Below are 26957 nucleotides of genomic sequence, written 5' to 3'. Positions count from 1 at the left end.
AATGACGGGGATTTGTATCTGAAAGCTGATGCATTAATGTCGCTTTTTCTACACATCCCATTTCCCGAGCAGTTGGATGATGAGACTTGGGTCATGAAGCTGGCACAGTTAAAATGGTTAGGAGAACAAGGAATATTAAGCGTAAAATTCAATGAGTAACTCAATTGTAATCAATTTGGCAGAAAGATATGCGGCGGCATTTGGTCACGTTGCAGGAAGCAAAATGCTCAACGCTGTAGTAACACAAGAGGGCAAAGATTACGGCATTGAATTGTATGGGGATTATGACGAATCTTTTGAAGATGTTGTCTTGAGCCCTCCTGGCATGCAAGAGTTTAAATTTTCTAAAATGCTGGAAGGTGATTTTAAAAATGTTTTCGCTCCACCGCTAATGATAGATTTCAATAGAGAAAAACAACTTATTGAAACAGAAGTGTCTGGGAGTGATAATATTGTTGTAGAACGCTGGGGAACACGCCCTTGGCAATTGAATATGAGAGGTATTTTAATTGATGTCCAAAATAGGCGATACCCAGAAGAATTGATTACGAAATTACATCGCTTATTTGAAGTGAATAATGTAATTCCAGTTTCAGGGGTTCAGCTTGAAGATAAAGAAATTGATACTATTTATCTCAATAGTATAGACATTAATCATGTGGAGGGATTTATGGACACGATTCAGTTTTCATTTTCAGCAAGCAGTATAAAAGAAGTTGATTGGTATCTAAATAAACCTAAATAATGCCGTATTTATTCTTTAACATAGAATTTAAAATTACCATTGCCGAAAACATTGTTTTTGATGTATTGGAAACATTATGGATAGAAAATAGCATTGAGAAATTTTCTGATGCAGCAAAAGTCACTTTACCAAGAGAGTTTAAAAATGCACGCAAAGGAAATAGCGGTTTATCTTTTTATGGTAAAAATCTTTTAGAGTCCATAAACGTAGGAGATGCAATTAAAATTGAAGTTGGCTATAACGGTAATTTAGATACGGAGTTTGAAGGTTACATTACCGAGATAGGTGCAGAGATTCCTCTTCTTATTGAATGTGAAGATGAAATGTATCAACTCAAAAAGGCTAATAAATTAAGTAAAACATTTTCAAAAATTAGTTTGAAAGAGTTACTAAAATTTATAGCACCTGCGTATGATATTGAAGCATTAGACGTCAATCTTGGCAAGTTTATGATTAATAATGCTACGCCTTATGAAGTGATAACTGCACTCAAAGAACAGTATGGCATACGATGCTATTTCAAAGGCAAGGTATTACACGCTGGTTTATTGATTGATATGAAGCCAGCAAGCAATCATGATTTTGTTTTTGGCAGAAACATCCGTGAAAGCTCTGATTTGAAGTACTTGAGCAAAGAAAAAAGACAAAAAAAGTTCATTGCTGTATCACTACAAAAAGGTACAAGCAAAAAGCTAAAATCTGAATATGGTGAAAATATAAACGGGGAGGTTACAGTTCATGCTCCAGTTGGATTGACTCAAACCGAGCTAAATGATTGGGTGAAAAAACAACATGACAGTCAAGTCTTTGAAGGTTATAATGGAAGTGTGGATGGGTGGTTAATCCCACGCGTAAAGGCACAAGATTCAATCCAATTAGAAGACCCGAATTATACGAATAAATATAGAAACGGGAGGTATTTTGTGGAAGCTGTAACCCTCACTGCAGATGCTACAACAGGCGTGAAAAGAAAAAATAAAATCAGTTTCAAGTTATGACAGAAGTTTTTAATCAAGCTATCAGAAAGATAGCTAAAAGCAAGATAAATGCTACGGTTGGAAAAGTAGTAGAAGTAAATGGAAATGTATGTAAAGTTGAAAGAGATGGTAATCTTTCAGACTTAGAAGACGTTCGATTACAGGCTATTGAAGGTAATTTTGATAGTGGTTTATTAGTAGTTCCTGCGATAGGAAGCGAAGTGCTTTGCCTGGTTGTTGATGGTGAAGAGCAAGAAACAGCTATTGTGCAGACGACAGAAGTTGAAAGAATTTTCTATAAAGTGAAAGGAGCCGAGTTTGAGATGGCTGATGGCAGATTGAAGTTTCTCACGGAATCTGAAAATCTAAAAGCTTTGTTGAATGATTTGATTGATGATCTTAAGTTGCTCTGTGATTATTTAAAACAAACGGCCACAAAAGCTGGAGCTGCACAAGTAATTCCTTTGGCAGAAGCAATGAAAATGAAGTTTGAAAATGTGTATCCAACTCGTGTGTCAAATTTATTGAATGAATAGCAGAAGAGACATACAAGTTGACGCTTTGGGTGAGCTTATCTTCAGAAATGGTGACTTTCTGATAGAAGAAAGTGATATGCAGCATGTAGAACATATTGTAATTGCACAACCAGGAGAATACAAACAACACCCAACGCTTGGCTTTGGAGTTCAGAATTATTTGAAAACAAACACCAAACCAGTAAGGTTTAAAAGAGATTTAAGAATACAATTGAATTATGATGGTTACCAATCCCCTAACATTGATTTTGAGCCTGATTATAAAAATTTAAAAATAGAAGTGTGATGTATGAAAATTTTGAAATAGTAAGAGATATTTTAGGCTATGTAGCTCCTGCTTTTTTAGGTGGATTTTTCGGGTGGTTATTTGGTAGAAAGCGAAATAATGCAGAGGTGAAGGGGCTGGAAACAGAGAATGATGAGAAGCGTGTAAAGTTGTATCAAAATATGCTGGATGATTTAAGCGTGCGGTATGAGAATAAATACAAAGAATTTGAGGTGATGCACGATAGAAAAATTCGTCTGTTAGAAGATGAAATTGCTTTACATAAAAGAATCATAGCAAATCTGAAGCTTGAAAATGAACAATTACGCAAAGAAAATAAACAACTAAGAGAATGCAAATAACCACCCTACATAACCAATCCCTATTAGACCTCGCCCTGCAACACACAGGCAGCGTAGAAAATGCTTTTGATATTGCAGTAGCAAACGGCATTAGCCTTACCGATGATTTGGCTATTGGGAGCCGTTTAAACATTCCAAATGATTTGACAAAAAATAATGATATATACAACTATTACACAGCAAAAAACATACAACCAGCCACGGCGATACAAGTGATCACTGCAGGTGATAATGGTACTGAAGAAATACAAGAAGGCATAAGCGCTTGGGCAATTAATCATGATTTTAAAGTAGCAAGCTGAACGCATTAAATGCAAACTAGAAAAATTTCTAAAGCCTTAAAAAAAACCTTCTTTTAACTAAAAAAAATTAAGCCTTAAAAAAAATGAGATTTTTAAATGCACGTCAACTCCCTTTCCTTGGGAAAGGGCTGGGGATAGGATAAAGCCTTAAAAAAAAATAACATAAAATGGCACGAACCATAGAAGAAATACAAGCAGAAATGCACCAAATCAAGCAGAGCGAACCCGCATTAGCAGATTTGAACTCCACCAGCCGCACGGCAATTTGGCGGCTATGGATATACATTGTCGCTTTCTGTGCTTGGACACTGGAGATGCTTTTTGATAAACATAAGGCCGAGCTAACCACAGAATTATACCAACAAAGCCCACACACGGCACGCTGGTACAGAAACAAAGCTTTGGCTTTCTTGTATGGGTTTGATTTAAAAACAGACTCAGATGTATTTGATACCGAAAACGCAACACTCCAAGAAATCGAAAAAGCAAAGCTGGTGAAATACGCCGCAATAGTAGAAAGCGAAGACCAAAGCCGCCTTATCGTCAAAATTGCAGGAGAAAATCAAACAGGAAAACTCGCCCCCATTTCAGACGGACAAAATGGAACTGAAAACGTGAAAGCCTCATTTGACCATTACATGAATGAAATCCGTGATGCTGGCGTGAAGCTGACGATTATTAATTATCTGCCCGATTTGCTCAAGCTAAATTTAACCATCAAACGAGACCCTTTGGTTTTGAACGAAAACGGCGTAAATATTTTAAACGGAAAAGAACCCGTAAAAGAAGCTATACAAGCATTTATGAAAGAGCTTCCATTCAATGGTGAACTTTCTATACAGAAATTAGAAGAAAAGATTTTGGCAGCTCCAGGGGTGTTGGATTTAGTTTCCAATAACGCCCAAACGGCGTGGATAGATGCAGAAGTGAACACCTACGGCAGCTATGACAATATATACATGAGCAAAATACCTGTTTCGGGCTATTTCACTGTGAATTTTGATAATAATGACGAACCTAACACACTAAGCACAATAAATTATGTCTAAATGGACTGAAATAGATTTTAATAAACTAAGCGTTTTACTGACGCCAACTTTTCTCAGAAAAAAGAAAATGCAGGCGTGGCTGCGTGTGCTTATTTTCCCAATCGCTCAGCTCTATGCTGAATGGCACAATAACAGGATGCAAAATTTATACAAGCTTAGACACAACGGGCAGGTGTGCTATCTACGCAAAGTGTTGAACGATGAATTTGACTCACAGTTGCGTAGAATTAGAATAGATAACGGAGCTGGGGCAAAACCTTTCTACATCTATACAGAAGGAGAAAATAAACCCAAATGGCTAAATGCAGAAGCGGTGAACAACCCGACTTACCTGCACAGGCAATCGGCATACGCAAAAACAGGTGTGGACTTTTACGTTCACGTTCCATCGGATTTAAATTTTGATAAAAACAAAATGCGAGCGTTGATAGATTTCTATCGCTTAGCATCCAAAAGATATGAAATCATATGAATAAATTAAACGTACAACAAACAGGCGGTTTCCCGTTAACAACGAATACGCTCGACTTTATGCAAGCAAGCCTATTGCTGATGCAAAATTTTGGCGAAATCGCAGGAGATTTGACTATTTTGAGCGGATGTGAAGTTTCAGGCTCTCAAGTCAGCAATGGAACGGTGTATATTAATGGTGAAATTTTACCCTTCACGGGTGGGACTTTGGCCACAAATGTTGTGATTGTAGAAACTCGCACGCAAAAGCAGTTTGAGGATGGTGTAGCAAGAGATGTAGAAGTGGTGCGAAAAGCCCAATTTGGCAACGGAACTACAGTTTATCCCTGGGCGAATTTCACAAGAATTACACCTATCAAAATATTACAAAAAGCATTAACGCCCGTGGGTTTAATATCCATGTGGAGCGGGAAAATCAATGAAATTCCTGCAGGTTGGGTGTTGTGTGATGGGCAGAACGGAACGCCTGACTTGCGAAATAAATTCATTCGTGGAGCTGAAAATCAAAATGATTTAGGCACAAGAGGTGGTGAAGATCGTATTACACTGAAAGCGGTTAACATGCCGCCACACTCGCACGATTTTAGTGCCCATGGTTCGCACTCACATAGCTTCAAAGATGCTTATTATATTGAAAAGACCATCCGCAAAAAAGCCGTTAGTGGCACACAGTACGTAGGTGAGAGCCTTTCAGGTCCTGCTAAATCTGATGATGACAACAGGTACATTTACTATAGAAATTCAAAAACCGACAGCGAATTTATAACACTCTCAGGCGTGACTCAAAGTGCTGGAGGGCTTAACGGTGAGGCTCAACCGATTGACAATCGCCCAGCTTACTACACATTAGCATTCATCATGTTCAAAGGAATTTAGAAAAATGGCAAAGACAGATAAAAATACAATCAAAAGCTGGTTTAGGAATTTCCTAAAACCCACGCAAGAGCAGTTCTGGAACTGGATGGACTCTTACTGGCACAAAGACGAAAAAATCCCCCAAAACGCTATTGAAAATTGGGATGAATTTCTGCAAAGTTTATCCGCAGACGGCTCGTTGCAAAATTATCTACTCAAAGATGCCAGCAACCTAAGTGACGATGAAAAGACTTCACTAGTTGGAGCTATGCGGGTGCTTACCCATGACTATGAAAAAGGAGGTGAAACAATCCAAGGAACGGGCTATACAAAAGCCCAAGTGGATAACCTCCTAGACAACATAGACTTAACCACCAAAGCAAATAAAACAGCTGAAAACCTCGCAGAGGATGATGTAGAAAAATGGAGAGAGAAATTAGGAATTGAAGAAGTCTCTAATCTGTCTAACAATAATCAAACTATTTTGCCCAATGTCATCAGAGAAATTGACGTGCAAGGAAGATTAGACTTCAAAAACATCTCCCTGAAAGAGAGTGAAGATGTAACTTTTTCAGAAAAACTCGTAGTCAATGCTGATGGGACTCTTGCAAAAAAAACTGATTTACCCATTGTGAATTTGCAGTTTGCTTTTCCTCAAGAAGTTAGTGTAAACCATATATACCCAAACTGGACTAAACCTGACAGCTATCAACTACAAATCCAACACGCATTAGAAAGCTGGAAAAGTGAAGAGGGTTGGGAGGCTGTCCCTGAAAATTTTTGGAGGGTTGAGACTTTGGATAACAGAAAACCTGAAGCTGCAAAGTTGCTAAATGAAGGGAGAGGATTTGAATTGAAGTATAATAAAGAGCTGGACAATTATTACCAAACTACAGACAAGTTAAAACCTGTGATGCTGGCTGAAACAAAGGATTTCATATTTAAAAAAAATGAAAATGTAGCCATTAAATTTTTAGTTGAAGACCACAAAAGAATAGGAAGTGCCGTTGGGTTTTTCACTTTTTATGGAACAAAAACCCAGAATCAGAATGGAATAAACAGACTTGAGTTAGGTTCGGCTGGAGGTGTGTATGGGCTGGGTCATTACAGAAAATCCATCATCAACAAGAATTATTATTATCTGTACAAAATAGAGAATTCCATTATTGTAATAGCTTACACGCCTTATGCAATAGGAAATCTTGGACTCCCAGATGGGAATTTAAATGTAACTCAATATACGTTAGGGGATGATAATTATAAACTAAGATTTGAAAATCCACAAGCAAAAATCACACAAGTTAAAGTTAACAGAATATGAAAAAAACAATAGACCTCTCAAAGTACGAATTTAAAGGGCAATTTCAGCTACAAATCAGCAATCACCCAAAGTCAGGGCTAATAAGAATAATTGACTACTTCGGGGCTAACATTTCTGAAAAATTTAAAATCATTGACCATGATGCAGACATGCTCTATTTTAATCAAAAAGGAGAGCCTTTACCTGAATTCACACACAAAGTAAGACAAAGGGGCAGGGACTGGAAAGTAGATAATTCTTATGAAGTTTTTGAAAGGAATCCGCAAGGAGAGCCTGTGTTAGATGAGGCAGGAAACCCAATTAAACACCCTGCGTATGAGTACTTCATTAAAGAGATTTATTCCAACCCCACTCCCTTAAAAGACATTCTTCAAAACTCAATTCATATTGATGATAAGAATAATTTATTTGACGAAGGAAGTGCCCCTACCCAAAATTTGGAAGAACCTACAGAAGAAGTAGTCAAAGACATTATTGAGTAAAAATTTTTAAAGCCTTTAAAAAATCATGAAAAACTGGATTAAAAATAAAATATTATGGCTAGTAGCTTATGGATTATTTTTTCCACTTACTTGGTGGAATAAACGAGCCGTGCGTAAAGTATATGGAAGTACAAAGGGTTATGATTATAAATCGGCAGTGAATTTAGACGTTTTTGCAAATTCAGAATTCAAAACATTACTAAACCGCAAGCTTTTAACCCCGAATTCAATCCACCACTTCGGGCATAGGAAAGAAACCATATCTAGTGTTTTAGGCAAGAACTCAAGAGCTAAAACCCTTTCTGAAAAAGGCGAAAAACTCAGAAAATTGGTAGACAAATTAGACAAGTCAGTCCCCAATCACTGCGAGCACTGGATTAATAAAAGAATCAAACACCGAGAGGAGAATTTTGAGAAATTTTTTAAGCCTTAAAAAATATTTTAATCTGAAAATAAAAAAATGATACAGGATAAGCCCACAAGAGAGAAAGTGGAGAAATTACACCCTAAAATCAGGCCAGAATTAGAACAAATCATTCAAGAATGCGACAGGGCACTTACAGGAAGAGCAAAGCTCAGGATTACACAGGGATACCGAACAATTGCGGAGCAAAACGCACTCTATGCACAAGGCAGAACCAAGCCAGGCAAACGGGTAACCAATGCACGTGGCGGAAGCAGTGTACACAATTACGCCCTTGCTGTAGATATGGCGCTTATCATAGACGGAAAGTCTGCGAGCTGGGACGTAAAAGCAGACTGGGACGGCGATAAACAAGCCGACTGGATGGAGGTTGTTCTCATTTTCAAACGCCACGGCTGGGAATGGGGTGGCGATTGGCGAACGTTCAGGGATATGCCACATTTTCAGAAAACATTTGGGCACTCTGTTCAATCATTGAAAAACTTAAGAAAAGATGCAGAAGGCTATGTTATTATTTAGTCTGCTTTTTCTTTTTTCCTGCGGAACTAAAAAAGTAAGGGTTCAGCAAGAAGAATATCAAGCACAGCAAACAAAAATTGAAAAGTTAGATAGTTTAATTGAAGCAAAAATAGCACTCAATCAAGCCTTTAATCAAAAAAGTTTCTTTGAAAATTCAAAATTTGAATTAAGAAGCTTAAACGATTCAATTCCGCTTACATACACGCATGAGTTGAACGGCAAAGTGGTTGAGAAAATAACTCTTTCAGGTGGAGTGCTTTTACGAAGTAAAGATGCAAATAATCAATCAGTTAATCAAACTTTTCAAGAAAAAAAAGACGAAAAAAGTAAAGTTTTTGTTGAGTCTGAAAGTATAGATAGACGGCAAGTTAAAAAGAAGGAAAAAACAAAAGAATTGAAAGGTATTCAGTTTAATTTTTGGATTTATTTCTTTGGGTTTTTATTAAGTGTTTTAGCTTATTTAACATGGCGTTTAAAGCTGCTTTAAAAAGTATTTAAAACCGAATTAAATATCATTTAAACACTTGGAGGTAGTGTATAAAAGTCCTCCGCTTTAAAGTTACCACACATTTAAACGAGAGCCACAGGCTACGGAGGACAAAAGTCTTCTGTTCCTGTGGCTTTTTTTGGTTAAATGTGTGGTAGAGCAAAAATAAGAAAAAACTAAAAAACATGAATAAATATTACAAAATTTTAGAAAAATCCTTGAAAAAGGTAAAATTCAAGAAAACAAAAAAGGAAACATCAAATACCTTTTAGAGATATTTGAAACGCACGGCATCGCTCGTGTGAAGCTCAGAAACGAGCTGGAGCTGTTCCAACAAGGCGAACGCTTAACAGAGCGTTACAAGGAAGCTGGAATAAACTGGTGGGACTATTGTGGCCCTATTTTGGTCAATTCATATCCCACGTATTTTGAGCAATTGCCAGACCTCATCAAGAAAATCAACAAAGAGAAGAGAAACAGCAAGAACTACGTTTTGTTTCTCGGTAAAAACGATACCGAAAGCAACCAACAGCCGTGTTTATCGCTTATTCAGTTTCAGATAGATGCGGGAAAATTAGTAGTAAGTGCTTACCAGCGTTCCAGCGATGCGAGTTTGGGTTTGCCAGCCGATATTTATCATCTGTATTTAATCAGCAGACAGATAAAACTGCCGCTCAAGAGCATTACCCTCAACCTCGGTAACGTCCACATTTACGAGAACAACCTCAGCAAAACAGAAGAGTTGCTATGCGGGAAAAAAGTAAAATTTGAACTAAATGTATAAGAATAAGCCCAGCGATTTGCTGGGCTTAATTAGTTAAAAAATGTACATTTCGTTTTGAATTTTTGCACATTTCGTTTTACGGATTATAAAACTTTGCAATGAGCACACCACTATTTTTCATAAATAAAAAAATAAGGCTTAATTTTTTTAAGCCTTAAAAAAAAACTAAATATAAATAGAATCTAAGCCTTTTTCACAAATTCAGATTTTAACCCCATCTTCCCAAAACCATCAATTTTGCAATCAATATCGTGGTCGCCATCCACAATTCTGATGTTTTTAACTTTAGTTCCTGCCTTCACGGGTTTTGGAGCACCTTTCACAGGCAAATCTTTGATGACGATCACATCATCACCATCTTGAAGTTCGTTTCCGTTGGCATCAAAAGTTTTCCCAGCATTAGCCTTTTCGGCAGCAACTTCATCTGGATTCCATTCGTGGAAACATTGTGTACACACCATCATTGGTGGATTTTCATACGTGTATTCAGAGCCACATTTTGGGCAATTTACTAATTCACTCATTGTTTATTATTTTTAATTTTTTTTGTTAAATAAAATACGGTATCAATAAAATATAAAGCACCAAATTCCATCAATCATTTTCAAATATTCTAAAATTAAACCTAACTCATTAGGTATAAAATTATGATATTGGACAATTCAATTCATACTTTAGATTATTTTTCACAATTTAATGTATAATATCTTTTTTTTCAGGTTTAATTTTTTGAATTTAAAGATTTATTTAAACATTAAATCTAAAGTGCATAATATCACCATCTTGAACAATGTACTCTTTCCCCTCAATGCTTAATTTCCCAGCTTCTCTGGCTTTACTTTCAGAGCCATATTGTTCATAATCAGAGAAATGTATAACTTCTGCACGGATGAATCCTTTTTCAAAATCAGAATGAATTACACCCGCTGCTTGTGGTGCTGTATCACCTTTGTGAATCGTCCAAGCACGCACTTCTTTTACCCCAGCGGTGAAGTAAGTTTGAAGATTTAAAAGTTTATAAGCTGTTCTAATCAAGCGATTTACCCCAGGCTCATCCAAGCCTAATTCATCCAAAAACATTTGGCGTTCATCATAAGTTTCAAGCTCCATAATGTCAGCTTCTATTTGTGCTGCAAGCATAATTACCAAAGCATTTTCATTTTTCACGGCTTCTTTTACCTGTTCTACTAAATCATTTCCAGACTTTACCGAAGCTTCATCTACATTGCACACATACAAAACAGGTTTTGCCGTCAGCAAATGCAAGTCATCAAAAATTTCTTGTTGAGCTTCAGCCCACTCCAATTGGCGGGTATTTTTTCCTTCTTCCAAATGCTTTAACGTGATTTCATAAACTTCTGCTGCAATTTTAGCATCTTTATCGCCAGTTTTGGCTTGTTTTTTAATTTTTTCTAATCTTTTTTCTACCGTTTCCAAATCCTTTAATTGCAATTCGGTATCAATAATTTCTTTATCACGAATCGGGTTCACATTGCCTTCCACGTGGGTAATATTGTCATTTTCAAAACAACGCAAGACGTGAATAATTGCTTGGCATTCACGGATATTTGCTAAAAATTGATTTCCTAAGCCCTCACCTTTACTTGCACCTTTCACCAGACCTGCAATATCTACAATTTCTACATTGGCAGGGACGACACGCTCTGGATTGACGAATTTTTCTAAAACCGCCAAACGATTATCTGGCACCTGCACAACGCCCAAGTTAGGTTCTATCGTACAAAACGGATAATTGGCTGATTGCGCTTTAGCACTTGATAAACTGTTAAATAAAGTTGATTTTCCAACGTTGGGCAATCCTACGATTCCACACTTCATATCATTGTTTTTGATTGCCACAAATATAGTGTTTATTAAAATTTTAATCTAAAATCAATCTTTATAATTTAAATTTCATTAAACTTTCCTTAAATGAATAAGTCATTAAATATTTTTCTATTCTTTCGTTATAATCAACTTTCTGCTTCGTGCTACAACATTACTTTTGAGAATTTGACTGAAAATGATGCATTTAAGCAAACTCAAAACTTGGCTTAATTAGCAAAGCCTCTGATTTCAAAAAAAAACTGTATAGGCTAAGTCAGTTTTTTTAAAGCCTTCAAAAAAAATAAAAATCTTTGATTCATATAAAATCAATACTTTTGCATTAAATTCTATGCACATGTCAAACATTGTTGCCATCGTAGGGCGTCCCAACGTAGGGAAATCCACTTTATTCAACCGCCTACTCCAGAAGAGAGAAGCCATCGTAGATAGCGTATCGGGCGTTACGCGAGACCGCCACTACGGCAAATCTGACTGGAACGGGCGAGACTTTACCGTGATAGATACTGGCGGGTACATTGAGGGTTCTGACGACGTCTTCGAAGGTGAAATTCGCAAACAAGTCGAATTAGCCATTCAAGAAGCGACCGTCATTATTTTTGTAGTTGATAATCAAGTGGGCGTTACTTCTATGGACAAAAGAGTGGCGCTTCTCCTTCATCAGAAAACAAATAAACCTGTTTTTTTGGTAGTGAACAAAGTTGATAGCAACAAAAACCGAATGGATGCCGTAGAATTTTACGAACTTGGTTTCTCAGAATATTACACGATTTCAGCCATTCAAGGTTCGGGGACAGGTGATTTGTTAGATGCCATTGTAGAAAAATTCCCAGAAGAAAAACATCAAGACCCGTTTGACGGTTTGCCTAAAATTACTATTGCCGGGCGACCCAATGCCGGGAAATCGACTTTCACCAATGCTTTGCTGGGTGAAGAGCGTAACATCGTGACAGACATTGCAGGGACAACACGTGATTCTATAGAAACTTTGTATAACAAATTTGGGCATGAATTTGTGCTGATAGACACTGCTGGAATGCGCAAAAAAAGTAAAGTAGAAGAAGATTTAGAATTCTACGCTGTGATGCGTGCCATCCGTGCGATTGAAGATAGTGATGTCGTCATCTTAATGATTGATGCCGAAAGAGGTGTGGAATCGCAAGACATGAAAATCTTTAATCTAGCTCAAAAAAATCGAAAAGGCATCGTTATTTTGATTAATAAATGGGATTTGGTAGAAAAAGAAACCAATACCATGCGAGATATGGAGAAAATGATTAAACAAAAAATTTCCCCCTTCACAGACGTGCCGATTTTATTCATTTCTGCACTCAGCAAACAGCGTATACACAAGACGGTAGAAGTGGTGATGGAAGTCTACCAAAACAGATCTAAAAGAATCAAAACCAGTCAACTCAATGAGTGGCTGCTCCCCCTAGTGAAAACCAGCCCACCACCTGCGGTGAAGGGAAAGTACATCAAAATCAAATACATCACACAATTACCGACCAAGACACCACAATTTGCACTATTTTGTAATTTACCACAATATGTACGAGACCCTTACAAACGATTTGTAGAAAATAAATTAAGGGAGAAATTCAACTTCTCGGGCGTGCCGATTCAAATTTATTTCAGAAAAAAATAATTCTCCTAAGATGAAAACCAAAAAAACAGCAATTCTCAAAAATTTCTAAAGCCTTTAAAAAAAATCCTCTGCCTCAAAAAAAAACAAATTTGCATAATTCAAAAACGTAAAATACATTTGCGGGCAGGTTGAGAAAAGAGAAAAAATCTCAACGGAAAGTTTTAACAAAAAAATAACTAAATTTTAACAAATGAAATTTGTGAGTTTCAAAATAAAGTGTAAACACACACACACACACACACACACACACAAGTAATGAGCTAAACAACTCATTATCAATAACTTGTAATAATTTATTGCTTCCCCTCGGGAGCGAACCGCAAAGCCGTGCAAGAAAATCTTGTGCGGTTTTTCTATTTTCACCTGTGTGAGAGTAGTAATTTCTTCAAAAAGAAGAGCCTCACGGGTTGGGGCTCTTTCTAAATGAAGAAGCAAAAAAACAGCAAAAATTTAATTAAGAAAAGGATAAATCAATAAAATATTAACCAAAAAAATAAAACAAATGAAGAAATTATTATTTTCTTTAGCCGTATTATCAGCGGTAGCGGTCACCGCTCAGGTGGGTATTAACACAGATGAGCCAAAAGCCATGCTAGACATCAGCGCAAAAGACGACCAAAAAGGAGACCTGCGCATACAAGATGTTGATAGATTATACGGAGTTGATTGGATTCTGACTTGGGATGAAAAAGACAAAAAGGTAAGAAAAATGTCGATTAAAGACATACAGTGGGATATAAAAAATAAAGAGATAAATGATTACATTAAGAGTGCGGTAGAAAATCCAAATGAGGTCATAGAAAAGATAAGAAAATGCCCTAAAGTAGTATATGATAAATTATTTGGGAAAGATAATGGCAAGCATGATTTTGTGTATTGCGCTACAACTGTAACTGATACTAATTATATTAAAACATGGCTCAACCTCAACCTTGGAGCAGAATACGCCAACATCCATAGTCCTAATTTTGACCCTACCGTTAATAAAACAGGCGCAGCTGCCCATGAAGATGATAGAACCTACGGTTCATTATACCAATGGCAGAGAGCGAGTGATGGGCATGAGTTTAGGAATAGACAAACTACCACTGAACCAGCCGATACTTGGACAGACACAGGCGAAGCAGCAGGGAAGTTTGTTTATGGAAGCACTAACTGGGTAAAGAATGGTGAAAAAGCATCAGGTTCAGAATTAGAGTTGTGGAGAGCAGGAGCACGAGGAGTTAATAACCCTTGCCCGTCTGGTTACCATGTTCCGACCGTGGAGGAGTGGCAGGAATTTCATCAGGCTGTAACGGGTAGAGCTGATTCTGTAGTTCATACTAATCAAATGCATACACAGGATAAGTTACCAAACTTTGCAGCTGCTGGCTACTATCTCTATAACAGCGCTCCGCTGCGCAACAAGGGTTTTAACGGGAGCTACTGGAGTAGCTCTGCTCACAAAAGTAACAACGCTTACCACATATACTTCACCAGGAACTACAGCGGTACGTACGACAGCACCTCCCGAGCTCACAGCGCCAGCGTGCGTTGCATCAATAGTAGTAAGGTGGGAGATTAATGGCTTGAGACATGGGATGGTTTAATCTTAAAAAAAAACATAAGCATGAAAGTAAATCGTGCTTATGTTTTTTCATTTTATAGTGTTTTTTTTAAAAGTTTAGAAGAAATAATTCCTTAAAACAAATGAAAATTTTTTAAGGCTTAAAAAAAAATAGAATCTGATAAAAGTCATGTTTTTTTAAAATAAAATATTAAAATTTTTACTTTACATTTGCACTTCTAATTATTTATACTTAGACTAAATAAGTGAATTAAAACATGACTAAAAGAAATATTTCAGCTGTTTGTTTATACATTGCCTGTTCTTGCCTTTATGCTCAAGAGGAGGGAAAAACTAAAACAGATTCTACTACAATAGTGCTCAAGGAGTTGGTGATTTCATCTCGCCAAATGTTGGGCAGTAAGTTTGAGGCTCAGAATCGTGTAGGCTCGGCTTACTATATTTCGCCCGAGGATTTGCAGAGATTTGGGTATACAGACATCAATCGGGTATTGCAAGAAGTACCAGGGGTAAATGTATATGAAGAAGATGGCTACGGGCTCCGCCCCAATATCAGTTTGCGTGGCACAAAGGCAGAGCGAAGTGCCAAAATCACGCTGATGGAAGACGGTGTATTGGTAGCTCCTGCGCCTTACTCAGCGCCAGCGGCGTATTATTTCCCCAATATTTCACGAATGAGTGCGGTAGAAGTTTTGAAAGGGAGCAGCCAAGTGCAGTATGGGCCCTTCACAACGGGGGGGGCAATCAATTTAGTTTCAAGCGATATTCCAAAGAGTTTTAAAGCTAAATTAAATGCAACTTACGGAACAAATAATACTTACAAAGGCCACATCAATATAGGAGACCGCTTCCAGAATTTTGGTTATATGGTAGAATATTTGAGAAACCAATCTGATGGGTTTAAGCGTTTTGAAAATGGTAAAAAAGCGGGATTTAAAAGAAATGATGTAGTCGCAAAGTTGATGACGAAGACTGCGGATAATAAACATTCTTTTGAACTTAAATTTGGCTTCGCTGATGAGAATTCTGATGAAACATACGTAGGGCTTTCTCAGCAGGATTTTGAGAGGAATCCGTATTTACGCTATGCGGGCTCTGGTGTGGATAATATGAAAACAGAGCACGCTCAGTGGGTGGGTTCTTATACGTTTAAACCATCAAATTATTTTGTTGTATCTACGCAGGTGTATAAAGCTAATTTTAATAGAAATTGGTATAAATTAAATGATATAAAAGCAGGCGTCGGCAAAAATGAAAAACGTTCTATCTATGATGTTTTGGAAGACCCCACCACTAATCAGGATTATTTTGATATTCTAACGGGTAAGAAAGATTATGCAGGAGAATCATTAATTGTGAGAGCCAATAATAGAAAATACCTGTCGCAAGGAGCACAAACCAAAATTGATTATCACTTTAATATCAATGATTTAAGATTTGATGCGGAGCTTGGTCTTCGCTATCATGAAGATAATGAAAAAAGATTCCAATGGGATGATTCTTACGCCATGGAAGGTGGTAAAATGAAGCTTTTTTTGCCAGGAATCCATGGAACACAAGCCAACAGATTGACCTCAGCTAAAGCCTTTGCTTCGTATTTTCTGGGGAAAGTTAAGTATAATTCTTTACTGATTTCTGCGGGATTGAGGTATGAGGACATTGATTTACTCAAAAAAGATTTTGGGAAAAATGACATCAAAAGTACAGGAAAAGACCGTATAGAATCTAAAAATCAAGCACGAGTTTTGATTCCTAGTTTTGGATTAAATTATAAAATTACGCCAGAAATTTCGGTGTTTTCTGGGATTCACAAAGGATTTTCCCCGCCAAGTGCTGGCAATGCTCAAAAGCCTGAAAATAGTACCAATATAGAGTTGGGTACAAGATTGAACTTTAATAGATTGAGGCTGGAATTAGTCGGTTTCCGAAATGATTATACGAATATGCTGGGAAGCGATTTGGCAGCAGCGGGTGGAACTGGAACTTTAGAGCAGTTTGATGTAGGCGAGGCGTTAGTGCGTGGAGCTGAATTTATTCTTCAGTATCAGCCTGTGCCAGAGCGTTTTGTTTTGAAGATTCCAATCGCTGTTTCTTATACTTACACGGATACCGAAATTCAAAATACGTTTCAGGAGGGAAGCTGGGGGAGAGTCTTTGAGGGAGATGAAATTCCATATATTAATAGGCACAGTTTAAATACAACTATAGGCTTGGAATATAAAGGATTTGAACTTAATTTAAGTGCTCGCCACAATGATGATATGCGTACGAAGCCAGGAAAGGGAAAAATAGCTGAACGCCTGAAAATTCCTGCACATACGATATTTGATGCTTCTGCCAAAGCTAAAATCAATTCTAACATTGCTGTAACAGTAAATGCCATTAATATTACAAATAAGAAATACTTAGTCTCTAGGCATCCGTCAGGCTTACGGCCAGGGCATCCATTCGGAATATTTTCTGGCATAAATATCAGTTTTTAAAAAAAATTAACTTAACATTATTATAATTCAATACGGTGAATTCAATTATAAAAATCATCATCACGGGAATCATTTTGGTTCAAAGCAGTTGGGCTGTTGCTCAAGTAATGCAAGTCTCTGGAAAAGTAAAAGATAAAGATGGTTTTCCCATCTATGATGCTACTGTTTTGGTAAAAGAAAGCAAAGCAGAAACCTCAACAGACAATGATGGAAACTTCACCATCAAAGCAGGAAAAGGACAAACTTTAGAAATTAGTTTCTTAGGAATGGAAACTAAAAAAGTCAAGATTAAATCCAGCTATGTAGATGTTACCTTGAAAGAATCAGGACACGTAGAGATAGGAGAAATCGTAGCAACGGGCTACCAAAAGATAGAGAGTCGAGTCTTTACGGGAGCTTCTGCTTCTGTGAAATTAAATGAAATTAAATTAGATGGGGTAGCAGATGTTTCTCGAATGTTGGAGGGGCGAGTAGCTGGTCTCACAATTCAAAATGTGACGGGAACATTTGGTTCAGCACCACGGATTAATATTCGAGGAGGAGCATCTATTCTTGGTAATACACAGCCACTTTGGGTTATAGATGGAGCTGTGTATGAAGATATGGTTTCTCTAGATTTAGACCAATTAGCTTCAGGTGATGCCGTTACACTTATCAGCTCTGCCATTGCAGGGATTAATGCAGAAGATATAGAAAATATACAAGTGCTGAAAGATGCTTCTGCAACATCCTATTACGGGGCAAGGGCGATGAATGGTGTGATTGTTATCACAACAAAATCTGGAAAAAGAAATGGAGAAAACAAAGTTTCTTACTCTTACGAACAAAGCTTTAGAAGCATTCCCTCTTATTCAAATTTTGATTTACTGAACTCCCAAGAAACGATGAGTATTTATCAAGAAATGGAAAATAAAGGGTATTTTAATCTAAGAAATACCCTGTACGGAAGAAGAAGTGGTGTATATCATCAATATTACAAAGCTGTTTCTACAATTAATCCAGAAACGGGAGATTATTATCTTCCTAATACCGAAGATTCTGCCTATGAGTTCTTTAAACAAAAAGAATATGCTAATACGAATTGGTTCAAGCATTTGTTTACGATTAATCCGATTAGGAATCATTCCATTAGTTTTTCTGGCGGAGGGAAAAATGCAGCATTTTATAGCTCACTTGGGTTTTATTCTGATGAAGGGTGGAGTATAATAGATAAGGCACAACGTCTTTCTGCAAATTTGAAAGGCTCTTTCTTTATCAATGATAAATTTACTACGACTTTAACTGTACAAGGTAGCATCAGAGACCAAAAGGCCCCTGGGACATTTACGCAGAGAAAAAATAATAATATAGGTTCTTACGAAAGAGATTTTGATATAAATCCTTTTAGTTATGCGCTCACGACAAGCCGTACTTTGAGCCCAAAAAATGGAAAAGGAGCATATGAATATTATAGAAATAACTGGGCTCCGTTTAATATTTTAGAAGAATATAAAAATAATTATATAGACCTTAATGTTTTGGATTTAAAAATTCAGGCAGATGCTAAATACAAAATCCATCCTAATTTGGAAGTTCAAGGTTTGGTGTCGCTCAGGCAAGCAAACACTTCTTCATCACATTTCATTAAAGAAAATTCCAATGTGGTAAAAGCCTTTCGAGCGAATGAAACGCCTCAGGTGGCGAGTGAAAATATATACCTACTCAGAGATCCTGCAAACCCACTTTTACAACCTCAAATTCCCCTGACACATGGTGGTATTTTTAATAAGACAGAAACGGTATTGAGGAGCTATTTAGGTAGATTATCCATTGATTATCAACTTCGTAGAGAAGAGCATGATTTCAAAGCTTTTGGATTTACAGAAGTAAGGTTAGCAGATAGAACTACTAATCCCTTCCAAGGTTATGGAATTCAGTACGATAGGGGAAACCAAATATTTACAAACCCTTTAGTTTTCCGAAAGCTAATTAATGAAGGGAGCTCATACTTCTCTTACGGTCAGAGATATGATAGGGGGATTACATTTTCAGGAAGCTCCACCTATGGCTATGCAGGAAAATATATTGTAAATGCTGTGGCAAATTTTGAGGGATCAAATACAGCAGGGACAGGAGCTGGGGGGCGATGGTTGCCGACTTGGAATGTAGGAGGGAAATGGAATATAGATAAGGAAAATTTCATGGCAGATATGCCTTTTTCTCTCTTGGCGGTGAGAGCAAGTTATGGTTTGACTGCCAAAATGAACGAACATGCTATAAATTCTAACGCTTTATACAAAAATTATATAATCCCTCGTTTAGATTTTAATGAAAGAGAAAATGCATTGAAAATTTATCATTTAGAAAACAGAGACTTGACTTGGGAGAAGATGTATGAACTAAATCTTGGTATAGATGCAGGATTCTTGAAAAACAGACTGAGTATAACTTTGGATGCTTACCAAAGAAATTCGTTTGATTTAATAGATCTTGTGAGGACTTCTGGAATTGGAGGCCAATATTACAAATATGCTAATTTTGGAGATATGCAAACTAGAGGTATAGAGTTTAGCATAAGGTCAAATAATATCAAAACATCAAATTTTAGCTGGAATACTAATTTGGTTTATTCTTACATGAAACAAAGAATTACAAGACTTAGAAATCAGCCGAATGCTTTTGATCTAGTATCAGGAACAGGGAGAGGAAATATGCAAGGATTTGCACGTGGATCACTTTTCTCATATAATTTTCAAGGCTTAAATAATGTTGGTTTACCAACGTTTGATTTTGGATTATACCCTATTAGCCAAGGAGAGTATGCAAATATTGCAGGTGCAGATTTTTCAGATTCACAATATGTTAAAACTTATCTTATTTACCATGGGCCTACAGAACCCACGATGACAGGAGGTATTACAAATTCCTTTCAATGGAAAAATTTAGAATTTTCATTCTTCATCACAATGCAGGCGGGGAATAAAATCAGATTAAACAGAACCTTTGACCCTACTTATGGAGATTTAAATGTCTTTACAAAAGATTACTACAAACGCTGGCTGAACCCTGGGGATGAATATCATACAAATGTACCTGTATTGCCTTCACAGAAATTAATAGAAGTGGTGGGAAGAGAGAATATAGAACGTGCATATAATACGTATCACTATTCTCAAGAACGGATAGCAGATGGAAGCTTTGTGAGATTGAAGAATATCTCTTTAGGCTATAAGCTTTCTGAAGAGTTAAGTAAAAAATTTAATATTTCTTCAGTGGCACTTCGCATGCAGATAATCAATCCATTTTTAATCTATGCAGATAAAAGGCTCAATGGGCAAGACCCTGAATTTTATCGTGTAGGAGGGGTGTCTTTGCCTTCACCAACACAGTATACGCTCAGTATTAATCTTAATTTTTAATCGTTTTTTTTAGATATGAACAATAGAATATACATATACTTCATTTGCCTGATGTTTATTGCATCATGTGATGATTATTTAGAAGTTATTCCAGAGTCATCGCTCAATTTAGCAGTAGATAGCGAGGAAAAGATAGCGGAACTACTTACAGGAGCCTATCCAGAGGCAAGTTACTTCCCATTTCTTGAAGCACGAACTGATAATGTGGAACAAAGACAAAATGGAATTCATAATCAACTTAATGAATCAATGTTTTATTGGGAAGATTATGACCGAGAAGATTTAGATACACCACTGAACTACTGGAACGCCTGCTACGCAGGTATAGCTCAAGCAAATAAAGCCTTGGAATTGCTGGCAACTTACCCTAAAACTGAACGTGTAAAGGCACTCTATGGAGAGGCTTTTTTACTGAGAGCGTATCTACATTTTATGCTGGTAAACATTTGGTCTAAACCCTATGCTCCACAGTTGGCGAAACAAAGCTTGGGGATTCCATATGTCACAAAACCTGAAAAAAATGCTTGGGTAGACTATGATCGTTCTACTGTGGAAGACGTCTATCAGAAAATAGAAGCAGACCTCAAATTAGGCATCTCTCTAGTGAATGATTCTTATTACAAAAACCCTAAATTTCATTTTAATAAAAAAGCAGCTTACGCCTTTGCCTCTAGGTTCTATCTTTTTAAAGGAGACTGGGAAAAAGTCATATCATATGCCAACTATGTTGTTGGTCCAGACCCTAAAGAATTCCTTAGAAAATGGATTGATTACGAAAAACAATTTTTATTTAACAGAACAAGCCTTTATACAGCTTACACAGCTCCAAATGAAAGCGCTAATCTCTTGCTTACAACAACGGAATCTCGCTACGCACGCTATGTAACCAATCAAAGGTATGGCTCAACGAGAAATACTGTAATACGAATTTTTGATAAAACAGGAATTACCTCTTGCGATAATGCTAAAAATCTAAATCTACAATCGCCCTATATATTTTCTTATGAATCAAATCCATATCAAGCAAAATTTGATGAACTTTCGCTTTTTGGAAATGTAGGGAGTAGCAACCCAAGAGGATTAATGGTAACCAATGTTCTTTTGACAACGGATGAAACTCTACTCAATAGAATGGAAGCACTGGCAATGCTCGGTAGATATGATGAGGCTATAGATGATATTTTGGCTTACCTTAAAGGGAAATTTAATTCAGAACCTTTTTGTTTAAGAGAAAATTATACAACTACCAGTGTAAATGATTATGAAATTTATAATCCTTTCTATGGAATGAGTACTCAGCAATTAGCTCTTATAAAAAACATCCTTCATCTTAGGCAAAAAGAATTCTACCAAGAAGGCTTGCGATGGTTTGACCTCCGAAGATATTATATTTCTTTAAATAGGAAAACAAAAAACACGCTTTATCAGCCACTTAGAAAGGATGATGCAAGAAAGACGCTTCAGCTTCCTCAAGAAGCTATACAAAATGGATTAAAACCTAACGAAAGATAGATGAAAATGAAAAAATTAATTTATAAATCATTACTGCTTACTTTTGTCTCTTCACTTCTTTTGTCTTCTTGCAGAGAAGAAGAATTATCAGACATAAGTGTTGTAGAAGAAAATAAACTCCATCGTGATAACACAGAACTAGATAAATGGATAAAAGATTCTATCAGTATTCCTTATGGAATTAATATTCAGTACCGTTGGGATGAGAATAACACCCCTGACAATGCATATGTTTATCCTGCTGACAAAGACAAAGTAAAAGAAGTACTACAGGCTATAAAATATCTTTTATTAGACACATATAATCATAAACAGGCGGGAGGAAAGGATTTTATGAAAGGGAAATCACCTATAAAAATCTACCTATTTGGCGGGAAGAACAAAGATGATAATGGGATAGAGAGAATTAATAACCCGAACGCTACAGCTTCTGAAATGTTTATCTATAATGTTAATAATTTTGATAAGAATAATGATACAGAAGTCTACATTCTTGCACGCTATTTACATCATCAATTTGCCCGAAAATTAGGTGAAATCTTCCCCTACGATAGGGATGCTTTCCTCAAAATTAGCCAGCCAAGATATCATAATCATTCTACAGAATTGCTGAAAAATATTGTAGGCATAAATGATAATAGAAGACGATTTTTTGGAATAGAAGAATATGCTAATAAAAGAAGTTTTTTTACAATGCATTCCTTTCTTTCTCCAGAAGATGATTTTTCAGAAATAATTAGCGCTTCATTTACCAATACCTTTTCAGAACTTGAAAGAGCACGAAAAGCCGCTGCAGAACCAGACTATGATGATGACCCAGTAGTACAAGAACGCTATAATGCCGAAGCCGTTCAGGCACACAAAGAATTGGTAGAGAAGAAAAATTTTGTCGAAGAATATTTTAATAAAGAAGTGAAAATAAACTTCAGAAGAATGCAAATATTTAGCGTTCAAAGATTGAAGAATTATATAAAAAAATAAAAAATGAAAAGCTATTTAGTAATTTTTATTATATGTTTGGTTGGGCTTATTTCATGTGATGGGCATGAGGATTTCGGAGGAGAATCCCCCTCGGCGAGAAATGCAAAAAGCATAAAAAAATTAAGAGATGAACTAACCTCTTCCCCACACGGATGGCAGGTAATGTATTTTCCTAAGACAGACTCTTTGTTGTTTTCTAATCATGAAGAAATATTAGAAAATCAGGGCTCCCTCCAAGGCAGACTGGGCTACGGTGGCTTTATGTTTAAAATGAATTTTTCTGAAAATGGAACAGTGGAGATGCTATCAGATATAAATCAAGAATCAGTTTCTACTCCCAAAGAAAGCACATTTGAAATCCGCCAAAATACGTATACTCAGTTGAGTTTTACTACATTTAATTATATCCACTCTCTTGTTAACCAGAAATTTGAGGGAGTTTCAGATTTCCTATATTACGGTGAAGACTGGGAAGGGAATTTGATTTTCAAATCAGGGAAAACTCTTTCTCCCGCAAAAGAATATATTGTCTTTAAAAAGATAAAAAATGCTGATATTGCCAATGATTTACTCAGCAAATCAACAGAAAATCGTCAGTTTTTTGAAGCTATGAAAAATCCACAAATTATCATTCGCAGGGGAGGGCGAGTGTTTTTCAAAAGTGATGTTTATATGAAGAGTAAGGCGATTACGAATAAACCTTTCATTGATGAAATATTCAATAAAAGATTTTATATATTTTCAGTTGCCAAAAAAGAAAATTTAGACCCTAATATTTTTGTGCCAGTAGAAAGTTCAGGTTTGGGCTCTGGCTACACAGGAACTTACTATGGGATTTCATTCCGAGCGGGGATACGCTACAATAAAGATTTAATTTTTTATGATTTTGAAAAACAAGGAAATAAATTTATCTGCGAATTAATGCGCGTTTATGACCACAAAAGAAGGGAATTCCACTATGTCCCAAAACATCTTACAAATGAGGGCGAAGAGACAGGCTACATAGCTGAAATATGGGATGAAACACTTAGAATAAATTAAATTAAAAAAAAAATGAGAAAACTAAATATATTTTTGTTTACAGTCGTAACACTGTTATTTTTCCATCAATGCACAGAGGAAAAAATAGATCCTACACCAGAGGATTATCAAAGATTATTTCCTTTTAAAGGAATAGATCAACCTGAAGATAATTATGAAGATTTAAAAATAAGACCTTGTAATCCTCGAGAATTGCTTGAAAAGATTAAATACCCTGGAGTAGAAATTTCGGAAGGCAGAGAATATACCATCACGATTCAGGCAGAGTATTCTATAGAGGAGGGAAGTGAAGAAGAAGACTTTCTATATACAGATTATAGTGTGAGATTCTTTTCTCCAGAGGGGGAAATTTTAATTGTAGGGAACAAAGAAAATTCAGACTATCTTTTGGAAGAAGGAAATCTATGGAAGGATTCTTTCCGTGTAAAGTCTGGGTACCCAATGTACCTATCTGTAAATGGGAGAGGGCCAAGAGGTTCTATTATAAAAGCTAGTATAGAAGCCGTAGCAGATGACGGTATTGTTGTTATTCCTAAACTTAGAACGCAGCATACTCAAAATCAAGAAGGTCCTACTCCACTTAATGACCCTTATTGCAATTATATAATTCTTCCATAAAATAAAATATAAAATGAAATTATCATCTTTATTACCACTACTCATTATAGGATTTAGCTCACTATCAATCTCTTCTTGCGAAGATAGAATCAGTGGAGAAACCGTAGAGAGTGCTTATTTATATCCTATTTTACCTACACCACAATACAAGTTTAGTAGAAATGGATACAGTAGCGTAGATTTTTATGAAATATCACATCTAGATAAACCTATTGATAGAATAAAAAATTATTTAAAACAAGCCCAAATGAGTACTCGATATGAGTATAATTTAGTCTATGAACTTTTCAATCAAGGTATTTACGATATTCACCCTAAACGTTATATAGCTACCTCACCTTTGCATCAACAGAATAGAGATGAATATATTCAAGACATTGAAAATATTTTTGAGAACATAGCAAAACTAAGCGGGTATGGAACCAAAAATCCTTTTCAGACAAAGAATACTCCAGCCTCAAAGGGTGTAGGCGGTTATGTAGCCTATGGGATTGGATATTCCAACAGGATATTTGTAGACGAAAAAGGTATCGACCAAAGTGAGTTATTTAATCGATTGATTACAGGTTCGCTTTACTTAGATAAAATTTTTAACGAACATCTAGATGAAAGAATTTTTGAAAATGAAAATCTAAGAAGTGCACATGAAAAAGGAATTTTATTAAAGGGTAAAAATTATACAGAATTAGAGCATCATTGGGATATGGCATATGGTTATTTTACTAAAATTCGACCACTCATTACTTTTGAAGGAATTCCTGGGCTAAAAGATATTGATGTTAAAATCCATGATGCTTTTGCAAGAGGAAGACATGAAACTAGTAGATACCAACATGACCTTGCTTTAGCTCAAATGAAAATTGTACGTGCAGAGCTCTCTAAAGCTTTTATTGCAAAAACAATGCAATTACTGATTACACGAAATCTTTATGCTAATATTCAAGAAGATCCAAAACAAGCTTTTAATTTCATTACAAAAGGCTACGGGATGATCTATACCTTACAATTCATTAGAAATGCTGATGGAGAAATTATTTTCAAACCTCAAGAAACTAAAGAATTGATGCAAAAGCTTCTTGGTGAAAATGGATTTTGGGATGAAGAAAGACTTATTGCAGATGAAAAAACGGATGGTTCATTAGCCAATATAGCTCAAATAATAGGAAATAAAGTTAACCTAACAATTCAAGATTTTAAACGATGAAAAAAGCCACTAGAATAGTAACCCTATTACTCATTTTCAATGCGATAAGTATTTTGGGGCAAGAGAATTTAATAAAAAATGGGGATTTTGAGAAAATAAAATCTAATGGGAAACCTGAAAATTGGTATATAGACTGGTCTCTTTATCATAACCTAGATGATAATAATCCTCATAACGGGCAATATTCTCTAAAACTTTATACAAACGGAGGTTCTATAAAACCTTACGGAGAAGTCTACAATAAAAATATTGCAGTTTGTTCCTCCTGCGAATATAAACTTTCGTACTGGTACCGGGGCAATGTAAAAAGATATGGAACCCCTGTTTCTACCCTTCTTACGACACTATATTTTTTTAAAGATAACCAACAAGTTTCAAAAGAAGAAAAAAGAGACGAAATGGTCACCCCAACGTCGGAATGGAAAAAGAAGGAAATCATTTTCACTGTACCTGATGGAGTTACATCACTCAATTTTTTTATGTACTTAGCCTATATAGATAATGGACTTGTGTGGATAGATGACGTAGAGTTGGTGCTTGTAAAAAAAGTAAAAAACATTGAATTATCAAAACCAACTGGCATAAAAGTGAGAACCTACCAAAGAGAGGCCTTAATCACGTGGGAAAAAAATAATGATGCTAGCATAAAATGGGAAATTATTGTAGACCATAAACCCGCTGTAGTAGTGGCTGATAATTCTTACCTTGTTACGGGCCTGAATCCAGAATCTTCTCACGCTATAAAAATTCGTACAATAAAGGGAGAAGAGAAATCAGAATACGTTGACCTTAAATTTATAACAAATGCTATGATGGAGAGTAAAAACTCCTCCAATCGTATTCCACATCTAAGAACTATACCTAAAGATGGACAATTAAAACAGCGTTTCTTGGAATTATATTATAATGATTTAGCAAATGCTGACGCTAAAATTACTTATAGCCTAGATGGCGTAGAATTAAAACCTGTTAATAATAAAATCACTTTCCCAGAAAATAAAAAATACCACCTATCCATTGTCGTAGAAGAATCACCAGAACTTATTTGGAACTTAGAATATCAAATAGAAATAAAATAAAT

General features: G+C 36.1%; 29 protein-coding genes. 27 read left to right on the top strand and 2 right to left on the bottom strand.

Annotated elements, in window-relative coordinates:
• Positions 1–12 precede the first annotated feature (12 nt).
• From QOX03_RS05680 to QOX03_RS05605, 16 genes are all read left to right on the top strand, one after another.
• Positions 13–159, top strand: a complete 147-nt coding sequence (locus tag QOX03_RS05680; protein ID WP_283670377.1) for a hypothetical protein — start codon at positions 13–15, stop codon at positions 157–159.
• Positions 152–745, top strand: coding sequence for a DUF6046 domain-containing protein (locus QOX03_RS05675; protein ID WP_283670376.1), 594 nt, complete (start codon positions 152–154; stop codon positions 743–745). The genes QOX03_RS05680 and QOX03_RS05675 overlap by 8 nt, the downstream gene beginning before the upstream one ends.
• Complete coding sequence (locus tag QOX03_RS05670; RefSeq protein ID WP_283670375.1) at positions 745–1743, top strand: hypothetical protein; 999 nt, start codon at positions 745–747, stop codon at positions 1741–1743. The genes QOX03_RS05675 and QOX03_RS05670 overlap by 1 nt, the downstream gene beginning before the upstream one ends.
• Positions 1740–2258 carry a hypothetical protein gene (locus QOX03_RS05665; protein WP_283670374.1) on the top strand — a complete coding sequence of 173 codons (519 nt, stop codon included), beginning with the start codon at positions 1740–1742 and terminating at the stop codon, positions 2256–2258. The genes QOX03_RS05670 and QOX03_RS05665 overlap by 4 nt, the downstream gene beginning before the upstream one ends.
• Positions 2251–2544 (top strand): hypothetical protein, encoded by a 294-nt coding sequence (locus tag QOX03_RS05660; RefSeq protein ID WP_283670373.1) that lies wholly within the window; start codon positions 2251–2253, stop codon positions 2542–2544. Before QOX03_RS05665 ends, QOX03_RS05660 begins: the two co-directional genes overlap by 8 nt.
• Positions 2544–2885 (top strand): hypothetical protein, encoded by a 342-nt coding sequence (locus QOX03_RS05655; RefSeq protein ID WP_283670372.1) that lies wholly within the window; start codon positions 2544–2546, stop codon positions 2883–2885. The genes QOX03_RS05660 and QOX03_RS05655 overlap by 1 nt, the downstream gene beginning before the upstream one ends.
• Positions 2876–3187, top strand: a complete 312-nt coding sequence (locus QOX03_RS05650) for a hypothetical protein (RefSeq protein WP_283670371.1) — start codon at positions 2876–2878, stop codon at positions 3185–3187. The genes QOX03_RS05655 and QOX03_RS05650 overlap by 10 nt, the downstream gene beginning before the upstream one ends.
• A gap of 167 nt (positions 3188–3354) precedes the next feature.
• Positions 3355–4236: a nucleotidyltransferase gene (locus tag QOX03_RS05645; RefSeq protein ID WP_283670370.1), complete on the top strand. Its 882-nt coding sequence runs from the start codon at positions 3355–3357 to the stop codon at positions 4234–4236.
• Positions 4229–4708, top strand: a complete 480-nt coding sequence (locus QOX03_RS05640; protein ID WP_283670369.1) for a hypothetical protein — start codon at positions 4229–4231, stop codon at positions 4706–4708. The genes QOX03_RS05645 and QOX03_RS05640 overlap by 8 nt, the downstream gene beginning before the upstream one ends.
• Complete coding sequence (locus QOX03_RS05635; protein ID WP_283670368.1) at positions 4705–5583, top strand: hypothetical protein; 879 nt, start codon at positions 4705–4707, stop codon at positions 5581–5583. The genes QOX03_RS05640 and QOX03_RS05635 overlap by 4 nt, the downstream gene beginning before the upstream one ends.
• A 4-nt stretch (positions 5584–5587) precedes the next feature.
• Complete coding sequence (locus tag QOX03_RS05630) at positions 5588–6883, top strand: hypothetical protein (RefSeq protein WP_283670367.1); 1296 nt, start codon at positions 5588–5590, stop codon at positions 6881–6883.
• Entirely contained in the window at positions 6880–7365 is a 486-nt protein-coding gene (locus tag QOX03_RS05625) for a hypothetical protein (protein WP_283670366.1), read from the top strand. Before QOX03_RS05630 ends, QOX03_RS05625 begins: the two co-directional genes overlap by 4 nt.
• 25 nt (positions 7366–7390) lie before the next feature.
• Entirely contained in the window at positions 7391–7798 is a 408-nt protein-coding gene (locus QOX03_RS05620; protein ID WP_283670365.1) for a hypothetical protein, read from the top strand.
• A gap of 27 nt (positions 7799–7825) precedes the next feature.
• On the top strand, positions 7826–8308 hold the full coding sequence (locus QOX03_RS05615) for a M15 family metallopeptidase (RefSeq protein WP_283670364.1): 483 nt from the start codon (positions 7826–7828) through the stop codon (positions 8306–8308).
• Positions 8295–8795, top strand: a complete 501-nt coding sequence (locus tag QOX03_RS05610) for a hypothetical protein (protein WP_283670363.1) — start codon at positions 8295–8297, stop codon at positions 8793–8795. Before QOX03_RS05615 ends, QOX03_RS05610 begins: the two co-directional genes overlap by 14 nt.
• A gap of 301 nt (positions 8796–9096) precedes the next feature.
• Positions 9097–9579: a thymidylate synthase gene (locus QOX03_RS05605; RefSeq protein ID WP_283670362.1), complete on the top strand. Its 483-nt coding sequence runs from the start codon at positions 9097–9099 to the stop codon at positions 9577–9579.
• Between the two features lie 182 nt (positions 9580–9761).
• On the opposite strand, the gene QOX03_RS05600 is transcribed toward QOX03_RS05605, so the two are convergent.
• Complete coding sequence (locus QOX03_RS05600) at positions 9762–10103, bottom strand: zinc ribbon domain-containing protein YjdM (protein WP_119058419.1); 342 nt, start codon at positions 10101–10103, stop codon at positions 9762–9764.
• A 223-nt stretch (positions 10104–10326) separates the two neighbouring features.
• The gene (gene ychF / locus QOX03_RS05595; protein ID WP_119058420.1) at positions 10327–11418 is read right to left on the bottom strand and encodes a redox-regulated ATPase YchF; all 1092 of its coding nucleotides are present in this window, start codon (positions 11416–11418) and stop codon (positions 10327–10329) included.
• Between the two features lie 93 nt (positions 11419–11511).
• Here ychF and QOX03_RS05590 point away from each other — a divergent pair, with 93 nt between their 5' ends.
• The 11 genes from QOX03_RS05590 (at position 11512) to QOX03_RS05540 (ending at position 26955) form a co-directional block, all read left to right on the top strand.
• Positions 11512–11637 (top strand): hypothetical protein, encoded by a 126-nt coding sequence (locus QOX03_RS05590; protein WP_283670361.1) that lies wholly within the window; start codon positions 11512–11514, stop codon positions 11635–11637.
• Positions 11638–11761: 124 nt separating this feature from the next.
• Positions 11762–13072 carry a ribosome biogenesis GTPase Der gene (gene der, locus QOX03_RS05585; RefSeq protein ID WP_119058421.1) on the top strand — a complete coding sequence of 437 codons (1311 nt, stop codon included), beginning with the start codon at positions 11762–11764 and terminating at the stop codon, positions 13070–13072.
• A gap of 502 nt (positions 13073–13574) precedes the next feature.
• The gene (locus QOX03_RS05580) at positions 13575–14636 is read left to right on the top strand and encodes an FISUMP domain-containing protein (protein ID WP_283670360.1); all 1062 of its coding nucleotides are present in this window, start codon (positions 13575–13577) and stop codon (positions 14634–14636) included.
• A gap of 260 nt (positions 14637–14896) precedes the next feature.
• Entirely contained in the window at positions 14897–17122 is a 2226-nt protein-coding gene (locus tag QOX03_RS05575) for a TonB-dependent receptor family protein (RefSeq protein WP_283670359.1), read from the top strand.
• A 44-nt stretch (positions 17123–17166) separates the two neighbouring features.
• Positions 17167–20520 carry a SusC/RagA family TonB-linked outer membrane protein gene (locus QOX03_RS05570; RefSeq protein WP_434800620.1) on the top strand — a complete coding sequence of 1118 codons (3354 nt, stop codon included), beginning with the start codon at positions 17167–17169 and terminating at the stop codon, positions 20518–20520.
• A 15-nt stretch (positions 20521–20535) separates the two neighbouring features.
• Positions 20536–22032: a RagB/SusD family nutrient uptake outer membrane protein gene (locus QOX03_RS05565; protein WP_283670358.1), complete on the top strand. Its 1497-nt coding sequence runs from the start codon at positions 20536–20538 to the stop codon at positions 22030–22032.
• Between the two features lie 6 nt (positions 22033–22038).
• Entirely contained in the window at positions 22039–23013 is a 975-nt protein-coding gene (locus tag QOX03_RS05560; RefSeq protein WP_283670357.1) for a putative zinc-binding metallopeptidase, read from the top strand.
• A gap of 3 nt (positions 23014–23016) precedes the next feature.
• Positions 23017–24054: a DUF4302 domain-containing protein gene (locus QOX03_RS05555; protein ID WP_283670356.1), complete on the top strand. Its 1038-nt coding sequence runs from the start codon at positions 23017–23019 to the stop codon at positions 24052–24054.
• A gap of 12 nt (positions 24055–24066) precedes the next feature.
• Entirely contained in the window at positions 24067–24672 is a 606-nt protein-coding gene (locus tag QOX03_RS05550) for a hypothetical protein (protein ID WP_283670355.1), read from the top strand.
• A 13-nt stretch (positions 24673–24685) separates the two neighbouring features.
• Positions 24686–25876 (top strand): DUF4856 domain-containing protein, encoded by a 1191-nt coding sequence (locus QOX03_RS05545; protein ID WP_283670354.1) that lies wholly within the window; start codon positions 24686–24688, stop codon positions 25874–25876.
• Positions 25873–26955 (top strand): carbohydrate binding domain-containing protein, encoded by a 1083-nt coding sequence (locus QOX03_RS05540; protein ID WP_283670353.1) that lies wholly within the window; start codon positions 25873–25875, stop codon positions 26953–26955. The genes QOX03_RS05545 and QOX03_RS05540 overlap by 4 nt, the downstream gene beginning before the upstream one ends.
• Positions 26956–26957 lie beyond the last annotated feature (2 nt).

The organism is Candidatus Ornithobacterium hominis, from assembly GCF_951229915.1.
GTDB classification, from domain to species: domain Bacteria; phylum Bacteroidota; class Bacteroidia; order Flavobacteriales; family Weeksellaceae; genus Ornithobacterium; species Ornithobacterium hominis.
Note: the sequence above shows the minus strand (reverse complement) of the source record. Positions and strands in the feature narration are given on the sequence as shown.